General features: G+C 39.2%; 15 protein-coding genes. 11 read left to right on the forward strand and 4 right to left on the reverse strand.

From position 1 onward, the window contains the following. Positions 1 to 416: 416 nt before the first annotated feature. From V5M36_RS04165 to V5M36_RS04175, 3 genes are all read right to left on the reverse strand, one after another. Complete coding sequence (locus tag V5M36_RS04165) at positions 417 to 1,442, reverse strand: hypothetical protein (protein ID WP_338562306.1); 1,026 nt, start codon at positions 1,440 to 1,442, stop codon at positions 417 to 419. Further along, positions 1,435 to 3,060 carry an NAD+ synthase gene (locus tag V5M36_RS04170; RefSeq protein WP_338562309.1) on the reverse strand — a complete coding sequence of 542 codons (1,626 nt, stop codon included), beginning with the start codon at positions 3,058 to 3,060 and terminating at the stop codon, positions 1,435 to 1,437. The genes V5M36_RS04165 and V5M36_RS04170 overlap by 8 nt, the downstream gene beginning before the upstream one ends. Before the next feature lie 383 nt (positions 3,061 to 3,443). Further along, the gene (locus V5M36_RS04175) at positions 3,444 to 3,953 is read right to left on the reverse strand and encodes a hypothetical protein (protein ID WP_338562312.1); all 510 of its coding nucleotides are present in this window, start codon (positions 3,951 to 3,953) and stop codon (positions 3,444 to 3,446) included. A 310-nt stretch (positions 3,954 to 4,263) separates the two neighbouring features. Between V5M36_RS04175 and V5M36_RS04180 the strand changes: the two genes are divergently transcribed. From V5M36_RS04180 to V5M36_RS04190, 3 genes are read left to right on the forward strand one after another with little or no spacing between them, the layout of a single operon-like run. Next, positions 4,264 to 5,220, forward strand: a complete 957-nt coding sequence (locus tag V5M36_RS04180) for a metal-dependent hydrolase (protein WP_338562315.1) — start codon at positions 4,264 to 4,266, stop codon at positions 5,218 to 5,220. Positions 5,221 to 5,279: 59 nt separating this feature from the next. After that, positions 5,280 to 6,125, forward strand: coding sequence for an SDR family NAD(P)-dependent oxidoreductase (locus V5M36_RS04185; protein WP_338562317.1), 846 nt, complete (start codon positions 5,280 to 5,282; stop codon positions 6,123 to 6,125). An 18-nt stretch (positions 6,126 to 6,143) separates the two neighbouring features. Further along, a complete protein-coding gene (locus tag V5M36_RS04190) occupies positions 6,144 to 7,736 on the forward strand; it encodes a flavin-containing monooxygenase (protein ID WP_338562319.1) in 1,593 nt (530 codons plus the stop codon). A gap of 326 nt (positions 7,737 to 8,062) precedes the next feature. Here V5M36_RS04190 and gltA read toward each other — a convergent pair whose 3' ends face one another. Next, entirely contained in the window at positions 8,063 to 9,340 is a 1,278-nt protein-coding gene (gltA, locus tag V5M36_RS04195) for a citrate synthase (protein ID WP_338562321.1), read from the reverse strand. A 1,025-nt stretch (positions 9,341 to 10,365) separates the two neighbouring features. On the opposite strand from gltA, the gene sdhC reads away from it, so the two are divergent. From sdhC to sucC, 8 genes are all read left to right on the forward strand, one after another. Beyond that, the gene (gene sdhC, locus V5M36_RS04200; protein WP_067657003.1) at positions 10,366 to 10,764 is read left to right on the forward strand and encodes a succinate dehydrogenase, cytochrome b556 subunit; all 399 of its coding nucleotides are present in this window, start codon (positions 10,366 to 10,368) and stop codon (positions 10,762 to 10,764) included. Next, positions 10,764 to 11,129 carry a succinate dehydrogenase, hydrophobic membrane anchor protein gene (gene sdhD, locus V5M36_RS04205; protein WP_338562326.1) on the forward strand — a complete coding sequence of 122 codons (366 nt, stop codon included), beginning with the start codon at positions 10,764 to 10,766 and terminating at the stop codon, positions 11,127 to 11,129. Before sdhC ends, sdhD begins: the two co-directional genes overlap by 1 nt. 12 nt (positions 11,130 to 11,141) lie before the next feature. Then, positions 11,142 to 13,040 (forward strand): FAD-binding protein, encoded by a 1,899-nt coding sequence (locus V5M36_RS04210; protein ID WP_338562329.1) that lies wholly within the window; start codon positions 11,142 to 11,144, stop codon positions 13,038 to 13,040. Positions 13,041 to 13,054: 14 nt separating this feature from the next. Beyond that, positions 13,055 to 13,765 carry a succinate dehydrogenase iron-sulfur subunit gene (locus tag V5M36_RS04215; protein ID WP_338562332.1) on the forward strand — a complete coding sequence of 237 codons (711 nt, stop codon included), beginning with the start codon at positions 13,055 to 13,057 and terminating at the stop codon, positions 13,763 to 13,765. A 755-nt stretch (positions 13,766 to 14,520) separates the two neighbouring features. Next, the gene (locus tag V5M36_RS04220) at positions 14,521 to 17,358 is read left to right on the forward strand and encodes a 2-oxoglutarate dehydrogenase E1 component (protein ID WP_338562335.1); all 2,838 of its coding nucleotides are present in this window, start codon (positions 14,521 to 14,523) and stop codon (positions 17,356 to 17,358) included. After that, a complete protein-coding gene (gene odhB, locus V5M36_RS04225; protein ID WP_338562337.1) occupies positions 17,358 to 18,563 on the forward strand; it encodes a 2-oxoglutarate dehydrogenase complex dihydrolipoyllysine-residue succinyltransferase in 1,206 nt (401 codons plus the stop codon). Before V5M36_RS04220 ends, odhB begins: the two co-directional genes overlap by 1 nt. 62 nt (positions 18,564 to 18,625) lie before the next feature. Next, positions 18,626 to 20,059 (forward strand): dihydrolipoyl dehydrogenase, encoded by a 1,434-nt coding sequence (lpdA, locus tag V5M36_RS04230; protein ID WP_338562340.1) that lies wholly within the window; start codon positions 18,626 to 18,628, stop codon positions 20,057 to 20,059. Between the two features lie 170 nt (positions 20,060 to 20,229). Further along, complete coding sequence (gene sucC / locus V5M36_RS04235) at positions 20,230 to 21,396, forward strand: ADP-forming succinate--CoA ligase subunit beta (protein WP_338562343.1); 1,167 nt, start codon at positions 20,230 to 20,232, stop codon at positions 21,394 to 21,396. Positions 21,397 to 21,400: the final 4 nt, after the last annotated feature.

Here is a 21,400-nt window from a genome sequence, read left to right on the forward strand (position 1 = left end):
TTTTTATAGACCTTGCACACTTGCAAGGTCTCTTTTTATCTGCGTTTTATTCATTTTTTTAAATCCTATTCAGACGCTAACATATTAAAATAAATATATTGCTCAATCCCCCGCTCCATTTTCAAAAAATTAAAAAAAGAATCCTATTGATGGATGACTCTCACTTAAAATTCTCAAATTTCATCAAATGATTTAAATACTGCTATCTAACTCAATTTGGACTAAAAATATAAATGTTTCCGTCTCATTAAGATGATCTTTGTTAAGAATGAGTAATTTTCAATAATATTTTGAAGATGACGGGAGTAAGGATAAAAAATGTCATTTTAATCTATGTGTAAAAAAATTTTTTTATTCGACATATCAAGAAGTTTTAAGATGCTAAAAAAGATATTGATCAATAAAAATTCTTATTGTCAGTTTTTTTGATTGATCAGAGTGTCAATGAGAGAGAGTGTATTCTCATCTTTATAAAAAGGTTCAATGAGGGTATTTATAATATCATCTAAAATATTTTTATGTTCAAAAGCTTTCAAAGTAAAAGGAACGAAGCGCTTCGATTCTTCATGCAAGTCTTGCTCTTGAATACCAACTGCCAACAAAAGCTCTTGTAAAGTATAGTCACCAAAATATGTATAAAAAGCATGAACAACGTCTAAAATAATATTTTGCATATGTGGAATTTTACGAAGTTCTCTCCAAGTCTCATAGACTAAAATAAAGAAATCTTCTAAGTCTATCGCTGCAATTTGCGAAGTCGTTTCACTTAAGCTTTTGGTTTTTAATTCTGACCAAACATCCAAGGCAATTTCGCTGAGTTCTTCACTTGGCAAAGTAATGATATGTCCCAATTGCTTTAACAACATTTGAGCGAGTTGTTGTTCTAACTTCAGTTCAATAATTTGGTGTTGATCTTGAACAAAGGTTAATAGTTTGGATGTAATCCCTTTATTTTTATGAGTCACTTTGCGTAGTTGATCTAGCCATGGGGTGTTGCTCTCAACAATCTGATTGGCGAGTTGCAAACTAATTAATTGTGCTTTTGGATTGTTTTGCAGTGTACTTTGCAAATAAAAACGGGCTTGATCTAGTTCAAGTATTTTATTGATCCAAAGTTCAAAGGTATGATCTGAAATGAGATCTTGGATTGAAGTTTGACTAGACACTGAAAATTGATGAATCTTTTGCGCAATTACCCCAATAAATTCGAGTAATTCTGGGCCTAGATTTAAATCGAATGCATATTTCTGCACCACTGCATTCAATTGTTCTACTTGGATGACATCTTTTAATAAAACCTCATCAGATTTTAGATAAATTTGATGAACAAATTTTTCAACGTAATCATTTTTATCTGTTTCAATGAGTTTCTTTTTGATGAATTTAACCTGCTCAAGCATAAGTGCTTGAGCAAGTTGTTCTGCAAGTATCTGGTTAGACACCTGCTTTCCATCCATTGACGATTGGATAGCGACGTTCACGGCTAAATGCACGAGAACTAATGCGCGGCCCAATTGCGCCTTGACGACGCTTATATTCGTTACGATCAACGAGTTGAATGACTTTTTCTACTATAGCTTTATCAAAGCCTTTCTCGATAATTTCATCTTGGCTCAAATCTTCTTCGATATAAGCATAAAGAATGGCATCGAGAACATCATAAGGCGGTAACGAGTCTTGATCTTTCTGGTCAGGACGAAGCTCCGCAGAAGGTGGTCGAGTAATCACACGTTCTGGAATTACAGGCACTTTTTCAAGACTATTGCGGTATTTAGCCAATTCAAAAACGATCGTTTTGTAAACGTCTTTGAGTACAGCAAATCCACCGACCATATCACCGTAAAGCGTGCAATAGCCGACAGCCAGTTCAGATTTATTACCTGTGGAGAGCACTAAATTACCAAATTTATTGGATAGTCCCATCAATAGCGTTCCGCGCGCACGAGCTTGCAGATTTTCTTCAGTTGAGTCCGCTGGAGAGTTGCCAAAGAATGGGTGTAAGGTTTGCATGAAACTGTTTACGATCGGGTGGATTTCAGCAATACCGAAAGTGACGTTTAAACGCTTAGCCTGTTCGGCTGCATCTTCTACGCTGATTTGTGACGTGTAAGTATAAGGCATCATCACCGCTTGTACTTTGTCTGCTCCAATCGCATCAACTGCAATCGCAAGTGTCAAAGCAGAATCAATCCCGCCAGAAAGACCCAAAATCACACCCGGAAAGCCTGAATTCTGAATATAATCGCGCGTTGACATAACCAATGCTTGGTAAATTTCGGCAATTGTGTCTACGCTTGGTGATTTTTCTGAAGATGTATAGACTTTCTGTTCTGCATTATATTCAGCAAAATAAAGTGCTTCTTTGAAGCTTGGCGCTTCTAGAGCAACATCACCTGATTGATTGATAACGAAACTTGTACCATCAAAAATGAGATCATCTTGTCCACCAACTTGGTTAGCATAAATGATATTCACATTTAATTGTTTGGCTAATTCTTTCAAGGTCAAAATACGATGTTGGGGTTTGCCAACTTCGTATGGCGATGCATTGAGCACTAAGATGCTTTCAACATTCAGTTTAGTGAGTTGCTGAACGCTTTCAAGGGTCCAGACATCTTCACAGATTAATACTCCAAATTTATGACCAAGGTATTCAAACACAAGATGTTGATGACCTTCGGCAAAGTAGCGTTTTTCGTCAAAAACACTGTAATTGGGTAGATTTTGCTTATTGTAAACACCTAAAACTTGACCATCTTTCATGACGGCAGCAGAATTATAGCGATGTCCACTTTCAGTTTGATTGACGAAACCAAAAACCATCACGATATCTTTTACAGTTGCTAATTGCTCGAATGCCTCAGCTGTACGTTTGGTTAGACTTGGACGTAAAATTAAGTCTTCTGCAGGATAGCCGATGGTTGATAGTTCAGGAAAAATAATAATATTTGCATTTTGCTGCTTTGCTTCGTTGGCTAATTCAATCATTTTTTGAACATTAGCAGGCACGTTGCCAGTATGCGGAGAGAATTGAGCAAGTGAAACTTTAAAACTATTCATTAAAACCAAGTCCTATTCCTGTAGGTTAAATATACACAACTTGCTGATTTGTATAAGTATGATTGTTCAGCAGCATGTGTCTGATACGTTACACGGCCAAATGGCTAAAAATCAAATTCATCAAACAATTAAAATAAAAATCTTATTTTTTGCACGGCAAAAATTATGACTCTTACGTATTCTATCTAAAAATAAATCAGATACTAGCGTTTAGTGTGGAATATTCAACATGAAGCAAACAAATTGATAAACTGAAACGAAAACAGTGTGATTTTTAATGATCTTCATTATTTTACAAAAAATTTTATATTCAATTTTAAGAGGTAAGTATAAGAACTGAGTGTGTATGAATTTACTCATCTCAATGAGACTTTAATCTCAATTCAAGAAATCAATGAATCATGATGAGACGCATGAATAATATTGGGAATTTGTCCTAAGAAAATATCTCTCGCGATATCACCTTGTTGTTCAATATTATATTCAGAAAACTTCTTTCCTGCTTTTAGTTGATAGCTGTATGGATTATAGCGGCCGAAGGATAAGTAAAATAAGCTTTGTAAAATAGCACCGTGTATGAGCACATTGACATGCTGTTGATGTTGTAAAACATGTGCCATTTCATGAATAAAAATAGCTTGATAGCTTAAGCTTTCTTGACTGAAATCATCACGATAATGTGCATTGCGAATGTGAATGTATCCTTGCGGAGCCATGAGCACGTTTTTCGGTTGCCAAGGTAAATAAGGGTGATTCAGGATCTTTACTTGATCATAAGCAATCAAATCACCATACACTTTTTGTGAAATTTGAATTTCGCCTAAGGTTAAATGCCGATATTTAAACCGCTCTAACTTTAATAGACGAATCACAATAGGCCATAACGTCGGCATTCATTTTTCCTATTTTTAAGAAAGATCCATTGCTAATAAACAATAACGCAAATCTTCAAGCAAGCTTATTTTTAAAATCATAGCCCATGTCCTTAATTGATACAAAACTAACTTTTGCTGATATGAGTCACTCAATATTGTTCAACAATCAGTATAGATAGTCACTATCTGCTAATCAAAAGACTATTTTGGCAAATGTTCTTCATTATTTTTTGGCTTAACGTCCTTAATAATGTTGATTGATTCACATAAATTGTGAATTTTGTCGAAATGAATTGTTGAGATAAGTAGATTGGGAAGGGTGTCTATCATGCTGTTTACAAAGCGGGTTAAAAATAAAATACATCAGGTTTTTTCAGGTCCAGAATTTAACGCCGATCAGCAATCTGGAATTATTCCTATTCGTCATATGAAATTTGATTTTGATCCGAAATTACTGGATCCAAAATTCTTTATGGATGCTGAACTGGCAAGTGCCTATTTTGCATCACTGTCTATATTTTTAACATTAGGCGAGGATCTGGTGATTGATACAGCGCGCTATCATCGTGACTTTATCCAAGACCCATTGTTGAAGCAACGTGTCACGTCATTGATAGGGCAAGAAGCCATTCATTCAAAAATGCATGAAGAAATGAATGATGCCTATATGGAAATTGATTTGCCGGTTAAGTTTTTCCGTTTTTTAGCAGGTTATGTTTTTGAATACGGGTTCAACCGTTTACCGCAACCGATGAAATTGTCTTTAATGGCAGGAATCGAGCATTTCACAGCCGTTCTTGCAGAATATATGATGAATCATGAAGAAATATTCTTTCGCTCACAAGACGAAAAACAGCGTGCGATCTGGATGTGGCATATGTTAGAAGAATCTGAACATAAAGATATTGCCTATGATGTATTCCAAACGCTATCCAATAATTATGCATTGCGTATCGCGGGTTTCTTTCCTGCATTAATCACGATATTGCTGCTCATTTCTGTAGCATCAACGATTGTTCCATTTTATCGTAAGCCTAGTAATTTGATTCGTTGGAGTTATTGGAAAGATATTCCACGCAGTTTTGTTTTGATTTTTGGGTTAAAAGATGGCGTTTACGGTAGCTCGATCAAACATATTTTCGATTATTTGCGTCCGAGTTTTCATCCCAATGATCATGATACGTCGGCATTTCTTGAATACTACAAAGAAAAATTGTTGAATCCTGAAAATGGTGTGCTTGCGCCCTATTTTGTTAAAGAGTTTACACCTGCACTTCGAAAGTGATTAGTTTTCGCATTTGATTTACGCATGACATTCATTCAATCGTTTATGGAATTTTGGTAATGGGACTTTTAAAAAAAAAAAGAAAGCCAAGTCATCAAGCATATGCAGTGGTCACTGGAGCGGGTAGCGGTATTGGTCGAAGTTTTGCGCTGGAATTAGCAAAGCGAGGCGGTGATATTGTTTGTGCGGATATTAACTTAGCAGCCGCGGAAGAGACAGTTCAGCTCATTCAATCTCAAACAGAACAAAACGCATATGCTGTTCAATGCGATGTCGGTGATAAAGATGCGGTTCAAGCTTTAGCTGAGCAGGCGGAACACTTATTGAGGCATCCAGTATCGTTAGTGGTTAACAATGCAGGCGTTGGCTTGGGTGGCAAATTCGAAGACGTTTCTCTAGAAGATTGGCAATGGTGTATGCACGTCAATCTATGGGGTGTAATTCACGGGTGTCATTATTTTGTTCCTAATTTTAAGCAACAAGGTTTTGGCGCAATAATTAATGTGGCTTCAGCCGCAGCTTATACCGCGGCACCTGAAATGGCAGCGTATAACGTTACTAAATCCAGTGTATTGGCCTTGTCAGAAACACTTTCAGCTGAACTCCGCCAAGATCACATTCGCGTTAATGTACTTTGCCCTACCTTGGTACCCACCAACATCATGAAAAATGGTCGCTTACCTGCTCATTATTCAGGTCTGGCGGATGACTTACTACAAAATCACGCCTTTATCACCAGCGATGAGGTGGTTAAAAAAACCTTGAATAATTTGGATGCAGGGCGTTTGTATACCATTCCTCAGCCAGATGCAAAGTTGTTTTGGCTACTCAAGCGAGCTTCTCCTGTGCTGTATAGCAAAATGCTCGGTATTGGATATCCATGGTTTAAAAAGTTTGTGAAATAAACTGATTAGGGAATAAAAATGACATTAGAAAATGAAACTTTGGAAAACGAAGTAATAACAGATTCATCAGTAGAAACGCCGCTCAAACTTGAGTCAAAAGACAAAACACAGATCAAAACTAAGCAACGCTCTAAATCTTTAGCGGTGCAACAATCGGCTTTGCGGGTCTATGACACCATTGTGATTGGTGCGGGTATTTCTGGTATTGCAGCTGCTTATAAAATGAATCAAGCGGGTTATCACGATTATTTAGTGCTGGAAAAGGCCAATCGGGTAGGTGGGACATGGCGTGATAATAACTACCCTGGTTGTGGTTGTGATGTTCCTTCGGCATTGTATTCCTTTTCTTTTTCACCCAGTCATCAGTGGAGTCACTTATTTGCGAAACAGCCTGAAATTTTGAGCTACTTAGAAGACGTGGTTCAAAAATATGATTTGGCTGAGAAGATTAAATTTGATCATGAGCTTCTTAGTGCAAAATGGGATGAAAAGCAGAATATTTGGAATTTAGAAACAGCTAAAGGTCTGTATCAGGCCAAAACAGTAATCTTTAGTACAGGGCCGATTACAGAACCTTCGATGCCTAAGCTGAAGGGAATAGAGTCCTTTAAAGGGGAAATGTTCCATTCTGCGCGTTGGAATCATGATTATGATTTAACTGGTAAACGTGTTGCGGTGATCGGTACAGGCGCTTCAGCAATTCAGTTTATTCCGCAAGTACAACCCTTAGCAAAAGAACTTTATGTGTTTCAGCGTACTGCGCCGTGGGTATTGCCGAAAGCAGATATGGACCTGAACGAAAAAGCGCAAAAAGTGAGTGGGCAATTCCCAATAATTCAGCAGATCTGGCGAAAAAGTATTGCTCAGATTTTGAATGGAATCAATTTTGGTCTTCGCAACCCTAAAGTATTGAAGCCGATCAATATGATCAGTCGACAATGGTTAAGAACACAGATTTCTGATGCCAAGTTGCTTAAAGATGTTACACCGAACTTCGATATTGGTTGTAAGCGCTTATTGTTTGCCAATAATTATTATCCAGCGCTACAACAAAACAATGTGAGCTTGATTCCTCACGGCTTGGTTGAAATTGAAAATAATGTTGTTATTGCGGCAAATGGCGAACGTCATGAGGTTGATGTGATTATTTGGGGCACAGGTTTTGAAGTTTCCCATCCTCCGATTGGTCAACGAGTTTATGATATTGGCGGCGGTCTATTGGCTGATCGTTGGAAAAATAGCTCTCCCGAAGCTTATTTGGGGACCAGTATTGAAAATGTACCCAATGCTTTTTTAGTGTTGGGGCCAAATATATTGGTCTATGACTCTTTTATTGGAATTGCTGAGGCACAACTGGACTATATTATTAGTGGTTTAGTCCAGATGCGTGATCAAAAATTATCTCGCATGATGATTAAGAAAAATGTGCTCAAACAACATAATCACTTGGTCCAAAAGCATTTAAAAACAACCGTTTTTAACAGTGGAGGCTGTAAGAGTTACTATTTAGACAGCAATGGGAAGAATTTTGCAGCGTGGCCTTGGTCTTTAAACAAATTACGTCAGAGACTCAATAAGCTCGATTTAACGCATTATGAAACGCGTTCTTAAACGTAAATTTAATTATTAAAAAAGCTCCAATATTGATTGGGGCTTTTTTACTTATAGATCATTTTTTAGAACAATAATTTTCGCAAGCAAATGAGCTTAGGTTTAATTGATTCAAGGTTCAATAAAATCACAAACTAGACCTTAATGGCTATATTTAAATGGCTATATTTAAATGGCTATACTTTAATGGCTATACTTTAATGGCTATAACGAAAGCTTAAATTTAGCTCTAAGAAATTATCCATACAGAATCTCATTGCTAAAAAGATAGCGATAAAAAAAACCACCCAAAAGGGTGGTTTTAAAATCAATTCATTCTTAAAGAATTAACGACCTTGGATGTCACGTTTAACTTCACCTGTGTAAAGTTGACGTGGACGACCAATTTTGTAAGCACTGCTATGCATTTCTAACCAGTGGCTGATCCAACCCACTGTACGTGCAAGAGCGAAGATTACAGTAAACATTTCTGTTGGGATACCAATCGCTTTAAGGATGATACCTGAGTAGAAATCTACGTTTGGATAAAGATTACGTTTAATGAAGTATTCGTCAGATAACGCAATACGCTCAAGTTCCATAGCCAAAGCAAGTTGTGGATCGTTAATGCCTAAAGCAGCAAGAACTTCATCACATGTTTCTTTCATTACTTTCGCACGTGGATCGAAGTTTTTATAAACTCGGTGACCGAAGCCCATAAGTTTAACTTCTTTAGTTTTCACTTTTTCCATGAAGTCAGCAACGTTTTCTACAGAGCCGATTTCATCAAGCATCTTAAGAACAGCTTCGTTCGCACCACCGTGAGCAGGTCCCCAAAGTGCAGAAATACCAGCAGCAATACATGCATACGGGTTAGCACCAGTAGAACCAGCTAAACGTACAGTAGACGTAGACGCATTTTGTTCGTGATCAGCATGAAGTGTGAAAATACGATCCATTGCTTTTGCAAGAATTGGATCTACTTTGTAATCACGATCAGCAGGCGTAGCGAACATCATGTGAAGGAAGTTTTCAGCGTAGTTCAAGTCGTTACGTGGGTAAACAAATGCTTGACCAATTGTGTACTTGTAGCTCCAAGCCGCTAAAGTTGGAATTTTTGCGATTAAACGGATCGCCGTGATTTCACGGTGATCAACATTTTCGATATCCAAGTTGTTGTGATAGAACGCAGACAACGCACCAACAACACCAACCATGATCGCCATAGGATGTGCATCACGACGGAAACCATTGTAGAAACGGCTCACTTGGTCATGAACCATAGTATGGTTACGAACTTTAGCGTCAAATTCAACTTTTTGTTCAGCTGTTGGAAGTTCGCCATTTAAAAGTAAATAACAAGTTTCTAGATAATCAGCTTTAGTCGCTAACTGGTCGATTGGGTAACCACGGTGTAAAAGTACACCTTTAGCACCATCGATGAATGTAATTTTAGACTCACACGCAGCAGTCGCCATAAAACCAGGATCAAAAGTAAAGTGACCTGAGGTCAATACATCTTTAACGTCGATTACATCTGGGCCCAACGTGCCGCTGTAAATTGGTAATTCAATTTCTTTGCCATCAAGTTGTAATACGGCTTTTTTGCCAGTTGCTTCAGACATTCAATAGATCTCCTGTCCTGGTGAATGTTTTATCTAACCCAGAATAATCTGTTTTGTCATCGGGTTAGACGGTATTAAATTTGGTTCAAGCTTAGTGAGTAGCTCAAAAATGTCAATAATACTAATGGATGAAACAAATGAACTGTCGAGGCAGCTTCATTCACAACAAATTTTTAAGTAAGACAGTCTTTTACTACGCCGCAGTATCATAAGACAATTTAGGGCAGAGGTGCAGAAAAAAAATAGCGAGAACGTGTATATTTTGTCGTTTTAATCTATTTTAACAACGAATTTCAATCGCTACGCTGACTCTATTTAAGTATTGTAAGTGACTGAATTATGCGAAAACACGAAATTTTAAGCGCAATAAAGGGCAATCAAATAGAAATAAAAAACACTTTTTTTCTTGAAATATTTTTTTTCATTTTTAATCAAAAACTCCATGCAAATGCGCTTTTTAAGCTGAATGGATTTAAAAATAATCAATAATTTATTACGCACTTTATTGCAATCTTTTGTGATGAATCTCAGATTTCACTTAAATGATGAACAATAAAATAATGGCTTATCAGTGAAAATAATGCAGATCAGGTAAATCATGGATTTTTCTAATAAGATATAAAGGCTTTATTTATAAGGATGTTTTTTTATTTTAAGATATTGATATTTATAGAAATTAAATAAATAAATTTTGTATTTAATTTCGCTGTTAGCCTTTAGTCTATAGCACCATTAAAACTGAGCAAATAAGTTTTAATAAGTTGAAAAATTAAATAGTTATTTAAAAATAGAGAGTTAAAGCAAATAAAGATGTTTTAATTAAGCTTAAATTTACAAATAGAGATGTAAATGATTCTTATTTAATTAATTTTTGTTTTATATCGAACCAGCATGTGTTTGTAATTTGATAGGGGAAGTTTTATAATTCCGTGTCGTATAATACTTTAGGTAGTCACTTACCTAAAAATGCCAGCTTTCCTTCGAATTAATTCCAACAAACTCCGGATGGAGTTTTTACTTACAGGATGCCCGCTGTGAAAAGCAACAGACCTGTCAATTTGTCCATGGGTCAAGTTTTAGAAGTAAACTTAAAATCCCCTGTGGCTATTGCATCAATTCTACACCGTCTTTCTGGTGTCATCGTATTTTTACTCGTACCGGTACTATTGTGGCTTCTGGACAAATCATTGTCATCTCCAGAAGGTTTTGCACAAGTTCAAGAAATCCTAAATGGTTTTGTTGTGCGTTTTATCGTATGGGTATTTGTAGCTGGCTTGATTTTCCACTTTATCGCTGGTGTTAAGCATTTACTTGCTGACGTTGGTGTGGCTGAAGAGCTTGAAAGTGGTCGCATGGCATCTACAATCGCATTAATCTTGTCTGCAATCGGTATCGTTGCGTCATTTGTATGGATCGTACTCTAATGAAAAGTGCTACAGGCTTTACAGGTTCGGGTTCTCGCGATTGGTTCATTCAACGTGTTAGTGCTGTGATTTTGGCTGTTTATACTGTTGTTATTTTAGGTTGGATCCTGTGTAACAGCGGCTTCAGCTATGAACAGTGGTACGGCTTCATGATGACAACTCCAATGAAGATTATGTCTTTATTGTCAGTCTTATCTCTTGTTGCACACGCTTGGATTGGTATGTGGCAAGTATTCACAGACTATGTGACGACTCGTCAAATGGGTCCTTCGGCGAATGGTTTGCGTATGGTGCTTACTTCAGCAGTGATTATTGCTGTGTTGGCATATGCAATCTGGGCGATCCAGATTTTTTGGGCGAATTGATAGGAAACAATCATGGGCGCTATAAACCCTAAAGAAGATTACACAAATATTCCACACGAAACTTTCGATGCAGTCATCGTTGGTGGTGGTGGTTCAGGTATGCGTGCGTCTTACCAGCTTGCTCAAGCGGGTTTGAAAGTTGCGGTACTGACTAAAGTTTTCCCAACACGTTCGCACACTGTGGCAGCACAGGGTGGTATTGGTGCATCTCTTGGTAATATGCAAGAAGATAATTGGCACTACCACTTTTATGACACAGTAAAAGGTTCAGATTGGTTAGGTGATCAAGACGCGATTGAGTTTATGACGCGCGAAGCACCACAAGTGGTTTATGAGTTAGAGCACTTGGGTATGCCATTTGACCGTAATGCGGACGGTACAATTTACCAACGTCCATTCGGTGGTCACTCTGCGAACTACGGCGAAAAAGCTGTACCTCGCGCTTGTGCTGCTGCCGATCGTACAGGTCATGCACTGCTTCATACGCTTTATCAAAGCAACGTGAAAATGGGTACTCAGTTCTTCGTTGAATGGATTGCATTAGATTTAATCCGTAACGACGCTGGTGATGTACTTGGTGTGACTGCAATTGACCAAGAAACGGGTAAAATTGCTGTATTCCAAGCAAAAGCAACATTGTTTGCTACAGGTGGTGCGGGTCGTGTGTATCGTGCATCTACTAACGCATATATCAACACTGGTGACGGTCTTGGTATGGCAGCGCGTGCAGGTATTCCATTACAAGATATGGAATTCTGGCAGTTCCACCCAACGGGTGTTGCTGGCGCAGGCGTATTGTTAACAGAAGGTTGTCGTGGTGAAGGTGCAATCCTTCGTAACGATTCAGGCGAGCCGTTCATGGAACGCTATGCACCTACTCTTAAAGACTTGGCACCACGTGACTTCGTATCACGCTCTATGGACCAAGAAATTAAAGAAGGTCGTGGTTGTGGTCCGAAGAAAGATCACATCTTGCTTGATATGACGCACTTGGGTGCTGAAACGATCATGAAGCGTCTTCCATCTGTATTTGAGATTGGTAAGAAATTCGCGAACGTTGACATCACTAAAGAGCCAATTCCTGTAGTACCGACAATCCATTATCAAATGGGTGGTATTCCTACAAACATTCATGGTCAAGTTGTATTGCCTGAAAGCCCAGAAACAGTTGCGCTTGAAGCAAGTTACGACAAAGACACTGATGTATATTCACACAATGCAGGTGAACGTAACTTCACTAAACCTGTAAAAGGTTTCTATGCAATCGGTGAGTGTTCATGTGTATCTGTACATGGTGCAAACCGTTTAGGTACAAACTCATTGCTTGACCTTGTAGTATTTGGTAAAGCTGCGGGTGAGCATATTATTGATTACGTGACTAAACATCACGGTGATGAATACCAACCCCTTCCAACAACTGTTCTTGAGCAAACTGTTGCACGTATTCGTAAACTTGACGAATCGACTACAGGTGAAAATGCACAAGACGTTGCTGATGCAATTCGTGATATCGTTCAAGACCATGCTGGTGTATTCCGTACAACTGCACTTCTTGAAAAAGGTGTAAAAGAAATTCTTGCACTTGAACCACGTATTCGTAACATTCATTTGAAAGACAAATCGAAAGTATTTAACACTGCACGTGTTGAAGCTTTGGAAGTTGAAAACTTGTATGAAGTGGCTAAAGCAACACTTATTTCAGCTGCTGCTCGTAAAGAGTGTCGTGGTGCGCATACGGTTGTAGACTTCGAGCTACCACCAGATCACCCAACATACTCTTACGGCCGTCGTGATGATGAGTGGATGAAGCACACATTATGGTATTCATCAGACAATCGTCTTGAATACAAACCTGTGCGCTACCGTCCATTATCGGTTGATGCTATTCCACCTAAGCCACGTACATTCTAATTGGGAGAAATGAGATGAGTAGAGGTATTCGTACATTTAATATCTACCGCTATGATCCTGATAAGGATAAAGCACCGTACATGCAAACTTTTAAACTTGAGTTGACTGATAAGCACCGTATGTTGCTTGATGCGCTTTTGGCATTAAAAGTTGAAGATGAGTCATTAACATTCCGTCGTTCTTGCCGTGAAGGTATTTGTGGTTCGGATGGTGTGAACATTAATGGTAAAAACGGTTTGGCGTGTCTTTGGAATCTAAACGATTTACCTGACGTGATTACTGTTCGTCCATTACCAGGTCTTCCAGTTGTGAAAGATTTGGTTGTAGACATGAACCAGTTCTACGATCAGTATGACAAAATTGAGCCATTCCTGATTAATAATCAGCCAGCGCCACCGAAAGAGCGTTTACAGTCTCCAGAAGAGCGTGAACACTTAGATGGTTTGTATGAATGTATTCTATGTGCTTGTTGTTCTACAGCATGCCCATCGTTCTGGTGGAACCCTGATAAATTCTTGGGTCCTTCAGCACTATTGAATGCATACCGTTTCATTATTGATTCGCGTGATACTGCAACCCAAGATCGTTTGGCTCGTTTAGATGATCCGTTCTCTTTGTTCCGCTGTAAAGGCATCATGAACTGTGTATCTGTTTGTCCTAAGGGCTTAAACCCGACAAAAGCAATCGGTCACATTCGTAACATGATGTTTGATCAAGCAGGTTAAGCTGTTCTGGTTTTGAAAAAGCACACTCTAATGTGTGCTTTTTTTTATTTGAATTAAGAGTAAATGTGTGTTTTTTAAGACCAAGGGTTTAAATGGGCAAAAATAGCCCAATATTGAACAAAATACTGATTTTTGACTTTAATGAGAATGCAATCCATCTGCATTTTTAAACTTAAAATGTTAAGATATAGGGGATTTGATTTAATAATGTTTGAATTGAGAGTTTTAAGATTTTTTTATTAGGCTTTAGTCTATAGGTTTAGTCTTTTAATTCATGTTGAATGAAATGCACCTTATATTAAGGGATTAATTTTCACATGTATTTAGCTAATTTATAGGTGGTATGTGTCAATAAAATCAATTCAAAGATGTGTTCATGTTAGGATTTGGGAATTATTTTAAGTACAAAAAGCCATTACTGTGTACATTTATTCAACATTTTCATGGTATGGAAATACTTGGAATTTATAGATAATAATTTGAATCTGAGTTAATTGAGAAAAAACAGTTTAAAGACTATTTTTTCTCAATTAATTTGCAAAAAATTGCTCGATTTTTTCGAGTATGAAGATGAGTTGTGATGTCAATGAAGGCATTATGATTTGTTGCTGGTATTAGAAGTTTTCTAGTACTACGAACGCCCCATGGTCATTTGTGCCTGATGGGTGAATGTCAATCTACCATTTGGCATTTTCAATCATGGGAGAGCTTAACAGGCTTCCTGTAATGTTTTGCAATAGGAAATGGGTCCACAAATGCAAGAAGTTGCTGACGCTCTGCGTCTTGACACTGAACTCTCCGCTGACAGTGCAGCGTATATTGAAGAACTTTATGAGCAGTATTTAACAGCTCCGGATTCAGTAGGCGCTGATTGGCAAGAATACTTTGGTAAATTCCCTAAAGGTGATCAACCACACAGCAATGTACGTGAGCAATTCCTTTTATTAGGTCGTAATTCAAATCGTATCCAACCTGTCGTACAAAGTGCAGTAAGTTCAGAGCACGAACGTCGTCAAATTGGTGTATTACAGCTCATCGCAGCATATCGTAACCGTGGTCACCAAAAAGCAAAATTAGATCCATTAGGTTTGGCAAAACGCGAAGACGTACCAGACTTAGATCTTGCTGCGCATGGTTTAACCAAGTCAGATTTAGATACTGTATTTAATGCAGGTAATTTGGCTATTGGTAAAGATCAAGCAACGCTAGGTGAAATGGTTGCAGCAATGGAAGCGACGTATTGTGCTTCTGTTGGCGTGGAATACATGCACATTGTTGATACCAAAGAAAAACGTTGGATTCAGCAGCGTCTTGAAGGGACTAAAGGTCAATTCGGTTTTTCTGCAGAACAGAAAAAACACATTCTTGAACGCTTAACAGCAGCTGAAGGACTTGAGAAGTTCTTAGGCAACAAGTATGTGGGTGCAAAACGTTTCGGTGTTGAAGGTGGTGAATCATTCATTCCTATGGTTGATGCCTTAATTCAACGTGCCGGTTCTGTAGGTTGTAAAGAAGTTGTGATCGGAATGCCACACCGTGGTCGTCTGAATCTTCTTGTAAATATTATGGGTAAAAACCCAGCAGATCTTTTTGGTGAGTTCGAAGGTAAGAGCATTCACAAAAAAGGTTCTGGCGACGTTAAGTACCATCAAGGTTTCTCTTCAAACGTAATGACATCAGGTGGCGAAGTTCACTTGGCATTGGCGTTTAACCCATCGCATTTAGAAATCGTAGGACCTGTAGTTGAAGGTTCTGTACGTGCTCGTCAAGTGCGTCGCAAAGACATCGGTGGTGATGATGTATTACCGGTTATTGTTCACGGTGATGCAGCATTTGCAGGTCAGGGCGTTAACCAAGAAACCTTCCAAATGTCACAAACGCGTGGCTATACAGTGGGTGGTACGGTTCATATTGTTGTGAACAACCAAGTTGGTTTTACAACGTCTGATCCTCGTGATGCACGTTCTACAGAATATTGTACTGATATCGCGAAAATGATTCAGGCACCAATCTTCCATGTCAATGGTGATGATCCAGAATCTGTATTGTTTGTTTCGCAATTGGCACATGATTTCCGTCATACATTCCGTAAAGATGTTGTGATCGATATGTTCTGCTACCGTCGTCGTGGTCATAACGAAGCGGATGAGCCTGCTGCTACACAGCCAATGATGTATCAAGTCATTACCAAAAAACCAACAACACGTACGCTTTATGCTGACCAGTTGGTTCAAAGTGGTGTATTAGATCGTGCAGCTGCAGATCAGTTAGTAGAAGATTATCGTTCGGATCTAGAAGCAGGTAAGCATGTTGCCAATGCACTTGTTTTAGAACCAAACAAAAAAATGTTTGTAGATTGGGCGCCATACTTGGGTCACGATTACACAGACGAATGGGATACTTCATTCCCAATCGAGCGCTTAAAAGAGCTTGGTACGAAAATGCGTCAATTGCCTGAAGGCTTTGTGATGCAGCGCCAAGTAGCAAAAGTGATTGATGATCGCTTGAAAATGCAAACAGGTGAAATGCCACTAAACTGGGGTGCTGCGGAAGTTCTAGCGTATGCAACGATTTTAGATGAAGGTTTCCTTGTTCGTTTAACAGGTGAAGACGTTGGACGTGGTACGTTCTCACATCGTCATGCAAAATTGCATAACCAAGTTGACGGTTCGGTTTATATTCCACTTTGTCATATCAAAGAAAATCAACCACGTACTGCTATTTATGACTCATTGTTGTCTGAAATGGCTGTGCTTGCTTTTGAATATGGTTATGCGACCACTCTTCCTAAGAGTTTAATCATTTGGGAAGCGCAGTTCGGTGACTTTGCAAACTGTGCGCAAGTCGTGATCGATCAGTTTATTGCTTCAGGTGAAACCAAATGGGAGCGCGTGTGTGGTTTAACCATGCTTCTTCCGCATGGTTATGAAGGTCAAGGTCCTGAGCATTCTTCAGCACGTTTAGAGCGTTTCTTACAGCTTTGTGCAGAAGACAATATGCAAGTGATTACACCAACGACACCTGCACAGATTTTCCATGCGATGCGTCGTCAAGCACTTCGTCCTATTCGTAAGCCAATGATTGTTACATCTCCGAAATCATTGCTTCGTCATAAGTTAGCAACGTCTACTTTAGAAGAGCTTGCAACAGGTTCATTCCAAACTGTGATTGATGAAGTGGATAACTTAAACAAAGCGGACGTTACTCGTTTAGTTCTTTGTGGCGGTAAAGTGTATTACGACTTGCTTGAAAAACGTCGTGAACAAGAATTGAACATTGCGCTTGTACGTGTGGAACAGTTGTATCCGTACCCAGAACAACGCATTGCTGAAGTTCTTGCTACTTATCCAAATGTGAAAGAGATCGTTTGGTGTCAAGAAGAGCCGAAAAACCAAGGCGCTTGGTTATTCATTGCTCCACGTTTATACGATGACATCATGAAATCTGGTCAACAAATTCGTATTAGCTACGCAGGCCGTGAAGCATCTGCTGCACCTGCATGTGGCTCACCTTACTTGCATGCAAAACAACAAGCTCAGCTCGTAAATGACGCATTAGCGATCGTAGCTGAACAATCAGGAGAATCGAAATAATGGCAACCGAAATTAAAGCACCGGTATTCCCAGAGTCAGTTGCAGACGGTACTGTTGCAACTTGGCACAAACAACCGGGTGAAGCAGTAGCACGTGATGAAGTGATCTGCGATATTGAAACGGATAAAGTTGTTTTAGAAGTTGTTGCTCCTGCTGACGGTACAATTGCACAAATTATCAAAGGCGAAGGCGATACAGTTCTTTCAGATGAAGTGATTGCGACATTTGAAGCGGGTGCTGTTTCTGGCGCTGCTCAAACTCAAGCGGTTCAATCAGAACAGAAAGTAGAACAAGCTGCTGCTCAAACTGAAGCAGGCGCTGCACCTGTAGTTGAACGTGCTCAAGTTGCTGATCAAGCACCTGCTGTGCGTAAAGCTTTAACTGAAACAGGTATTAATGCTGCTGACGTTTCTGGTTCTGGTCGTGGTGGTCGTATTACCAAAGAAGATGTTGCAAATCATCAAGCGAAACCAGCTGCTGCACCTTTAAGTGTTGCTGTAGGCGAGCGTATCGAAAAACGTGTTCCTATGACACGTCTTCGTAAGCGTGTTGCTGAGCGTCTTCTTGCTGCTACGCAAGAAACTGCGATGTTGACAACGTTTAACGAAGTCAACATGAAGCCAATTATGGAAATGCGTGCACAGTACAAAGATGCTTTTGAAAAGCGTCATGGTGCACGTCTTGGTTTCATGTCATTCTTTGTTAAAGCTGCAACTGAAGCGCTTAAACGCTACCCAGCTGTAAATGCTTCAATTGATGGCGAAGACATTGTTTATCACGGTTACTATGATATCGGTGTTGCTGTGTCATCTGAGCGCGGTTTAGTGGTTCCTGTTCTTCGTGATACAGACCGCATGAACTATGCTGAAGTTGAAAATGGTATCCGTGCATATGCTGCTAAAGCGCGTGATGGCAAATTGGGTATCGAAGATATGACTGGCGGTACATTCACCATTACTAATGGTGGTACTTTCGGTTCATTACTTTCAACACCAATTTTGAATACGCCACAAACTGCTATTTTAGGCATGCACAAAATTCAAGAACGTCCAATGGCGGTCAATGGTCAAGTTGAAATCTTGCCAATGATGTACTTAGCGATGTCTTATGACCACCGTTTAATCGATGGTAAAGAAGCGGTAGGTTTCCTTGTAACAATCAAAGAATTGTTAGAAGAGCCAGCACGTCTTATCCTTGATCTTTAATACTTACCATTGAAAATAATCTAAGACAGAGCGATCCTCTGTCTTAGTTCTTGGAGATAAAAATGTCTCAACAGTTCGATTTAGTTGTAATCGGCGGTGGACCAGGTGGTTATGAAGCTGCGATTCGTGCTGCTCAACTTGGTTTCAAAGTTGCTTGTATTGAAAAACGTATTCACAAAGGCAAACCATCTTTAGGTGGTACATGCTTAAACGTAGGTTGTATCCCGTCTAAAGCTTTATTGGATTCTTCGCATCGTTATGAAGATACCGTTCAGCATTTAGATGACCATGGTATTACGACTGGTGAAGTTAAATTTGATCTTACAAAAATGCTTGCGCGTAAAGACAAGGTTGTAGATCAGTTAACTGGTGGTATTGATCAATTGCTTAAAGGCAATGGTATCGAATGGTTAAAAGGTACAGGTAAATTACTTGCGGGTAAAAAAGTAGAATTTGTATCTCACGAAGGTGAAACTCAAGTTTTAGAGCCTAAGTATGTGATTCTTGCTACTGGTTCTGTACCAATTAATATTCCTTCGGCTCCTGTAGATCAAGATCTTATCGTTGACTCTACTGGTGCATTAGAATTCCCAGAAGTACCAAAACGTTTAGGCGTGATTGGCGCGGGTGTTATTGGTTTAGAGCTCGGTTCAGTCTGGCGTCGTTTAGGTGCAGAAGTTGTTGTATTTGAAGCAATGGATGCATTCTTACCAATGGCTGATAAAACTTTAGCTAAAGATTATCAAAAACTGTTGACTAAGCAAGGTATGGATATCCGTATCGGTGCAAAAGTTGCAGGAACTGAAATCAATGGTCGCGAAGTTACTGTTCAATATACCCAAGGCGGTGAAGACAAAACTCAAACTTTCGATAAATTGATCGTTTGTGTAGGTCGTCGTGCTTATGCTGAAGGTTTATTGGCTGATGATTCAGGCATTAAATTGACTGAACGTGGTTTAGTTGAAGTAAATGATTGGTGTGCAACGTCTGTCGACGGTGTATATGCAATTGGTGACTTGGTACGTGGTCCAATGCTTGCACATAAAGCAATGGAAGAAGGCGTAATGGCAGTTGAACGTATTCACGGTCATGCTGCTCAAGTAAACTATGACACCATCATTTCTGTAATTTACACACACCCAGAAGCGGCGTGGGTAGGTTTAACAGAAGAGCAAGCGAAAGAAAAAGGTCATGAAGTTAAATCGGGTCAATTCGGTTTTGCTGTGAATGGTCGTGCTTTAGCTGCTGGTGAAGGTGCTGGCTTTGTGAAGTTTGTTGCAGATGCGAAAACGGATCGTTTATTGGGTATGCACGTGATTGGACCTGCTGCGTCTGATATCGTTCACCAAGGTATGATTGCACTTGAGTTCGTTTCTTCGGTTGAAGATCTACAATTAATGACATTTGGTCATCCAACATTCTCTGAAGTCGTTCATGAAGCTGCCTTGGCAGTGGATGGTCGAGCAATTCATGCGATTCAGCGCAAACGTAAATAAAGAAGAATAGAGCGGCTTAGGCCGCTCTTGTTACATTTGATGGTTGTTTTTGCATGAATAATCATCTAAAACTAATAATAGAAAATTAAATAAATGCTAGCGCTTATCTTGATGGATGTTTAAGTGCTGGTGATCATAAAAACGTGAAAAGTAGTTAAAGGTAAAAAAGAATGAATCTACACGAATATCAAGCTAAAACGCTGTTAAAAAAATACGGAATGCCTGTTCAAGAAGGTATTCTTGCAACCAATGCCGATGAGGCTGTTGCTGCATTTGAACAGCTTGGTGGTAAGTTTGCTGTGATGAAGGCACAAGTCCATGCTGGTGGTCGTGGTAAGGCTGGTGGTGTAAAAGTTGCCAAGTCTAAAGAAGAAGTTGCTGAATACGCAAATTCGATAATCGGCACCAACCTAGTGACCTATCAGACTGACGCGAATGGTCAACCAGTCAACAGCTTACTTATTTGTGAAGATGTTTATCCAGTAGAGCGTGAGCTGTACCTAGGTGCAGTTGTCGATCGTTCAAGTCGTCGTGTGACCTTTATGGCATCCACAGAAGGTGGTGTCGAAATTGAAAAAGTTGCCGAAGAAACTCCTGAAAAAATCATTAAAGTTGAAGTTGACCCATTGGTTGGATTGCTACCTTTCCAAGCACGTGAGGTTGCATTCAAACTTGATCTAAAAGGCGGACAAATTAATCAATTTGTCAAAGCGATGACAGCTGCTTATCAAGCTTTTATCGATAATGATTTTGCCTTATTTGAAATTAATCCATTATCAGTACGTGAAAACGGCGATATTTTATGTGTTGATGCCAAAATAGGTATCGATTCCAATGCGCTCTATCGCTTACCAGAAATTAATGCGATGCGTGATAAATCTCAAGAGAATGAGCGCGAACTGAAAGCGTCTGAATTTGATCTAAACTATGTTGCCTTAGAAGGAAATATTGGTTGTATGGTCAATGGTGCAGGCCTTGCTATGGCGACCATGGATATTATCAAGCTTTATGGTGGACAGCCTGCAAACTTCCTTGACGTTGGTGGTGGTGCAACCAAAGATCGCGTGATTGAAGCATTTAAAATCATTTTGTCTGATACAACTGTTGAAGCAATTCTGATTAATATTTTTGGTGGGATTGTACGTTGTGACATGATTGCTGAAGCAATTATTGCAGCGGTTCAAGAAGTTAATGTAACGGTTCCTGTGGTGGTTCGCTTAGAAGGCAACAACGCAGAACTCGGTGCAAAATTACTCGATGAATCAGGTCTTAAATTAATTTCTGCAACAGGTTTAGCGGATGCTGCAGAAAAAGTCGTTGCTGCAGTGAAAGCGTAAGGGA

The organism is Acinetobacter sp. KS-LM10 (genome assembly GCF_036896575.1).
In the GTDB taxonomy this organism is placed as follows: Bacteria; Pseudomonadota; Gammaproteobacteria; order Pseudomonadales; family Moraxellaceae; genus Acinetobacter; species Acinetobacter avistercoris.

Coding starts and splice junctions, on each gene's coding strand:
- sdhD (WP_338562326.1), top strand. CDS start 10,764: ATGAAAAGTGCTACAGGCTTTACAGGTTCGGGTTCTCGCGATTGGTTC.
- V5M36_RS04220 (WP_338562335.1), top strand. CDS start 14,521: ATGCAAGAAGTTGCTGACGCTCTGCGTCTTGACACTGAACTCTCCGCT.
- V5M36_RS04170 (WP_338562309.1), bottom strand. CDS start 3,060: ATGAATAGTTTTAAAGTTTCACTTGCTCAATTCTCTCCGCATACTGGC.
- V5M36_RS04175 (WP_338562312.1), bottom strand. CDS start 3,953: ATGCCGACGTTATGGCCTATTGTGATTCGTCTATTAAAGTTAGAGCGG.
- V5M36_RS04180 (WP_338562315.1), top strand. CDS start 4,264: ATGCTGTTTACAAAGCGGGTTAAAAATAAAATACATCAGGTTTTTTCA.
- lpdA (WP_338562340.1), top strand. CDS start 18,626: ATGTCTCAACAGTTCGATTTAGTTGTAATCGGCGGTGGACCAGGTGGT.
- V5M36_RS04190 (WP_338562319.1), top strand. CDS start 6,144: ATGACATTAGAAAATGAAACTTTGGAAAACGAAGTAATAACAGATTCA.
- V5M36_RS04210 (WP_338562329.1), top strand. CDS start 11,142: ATGGGCGCTATAAACCCTAAAGAAGATTACACAAATATTCCACACGAA.
- V5M36_RS04215 (WP_338562332.1), top strand. CDS start 13,055: ATGAGTAGAGGTATTCGTACATTTAATATCTACCGCTATGATCCTGAT.
- gltA (WP_338562321.1), bottom strand. CDS start 9,340: ATGTCTGAAGCAACTGGCAAAAAAGCCGTATTACAACTTGATGGCAAA.
- V5M36_RS04185 (WP_338562317.1), top strand. CDS start 5,280: ATGGGACTTTTAAAAAAAAAAAGAAAGCCAAGTCATCAAGCATATGCA.
- sdhC (WP_067657003.1), top strand. CDS start 10,366: ATGCCCGCTGTGAAAAGCAACAGACCTGTCAATTTGTCCATGGGTCAA.
- sucC (WP_338562343.1), top strand. CDS start 20,230: ATGAATCTACACGAATATCAAGCTAAAACGCTGTTAAAAAAATACGGA.
- odhB (WP_338562337.1), top strand. CDS start 17,358: ATGGCAACCGAAATTAAAGCACCGGTATTCCCAGAGTCAGTTGCAGAC.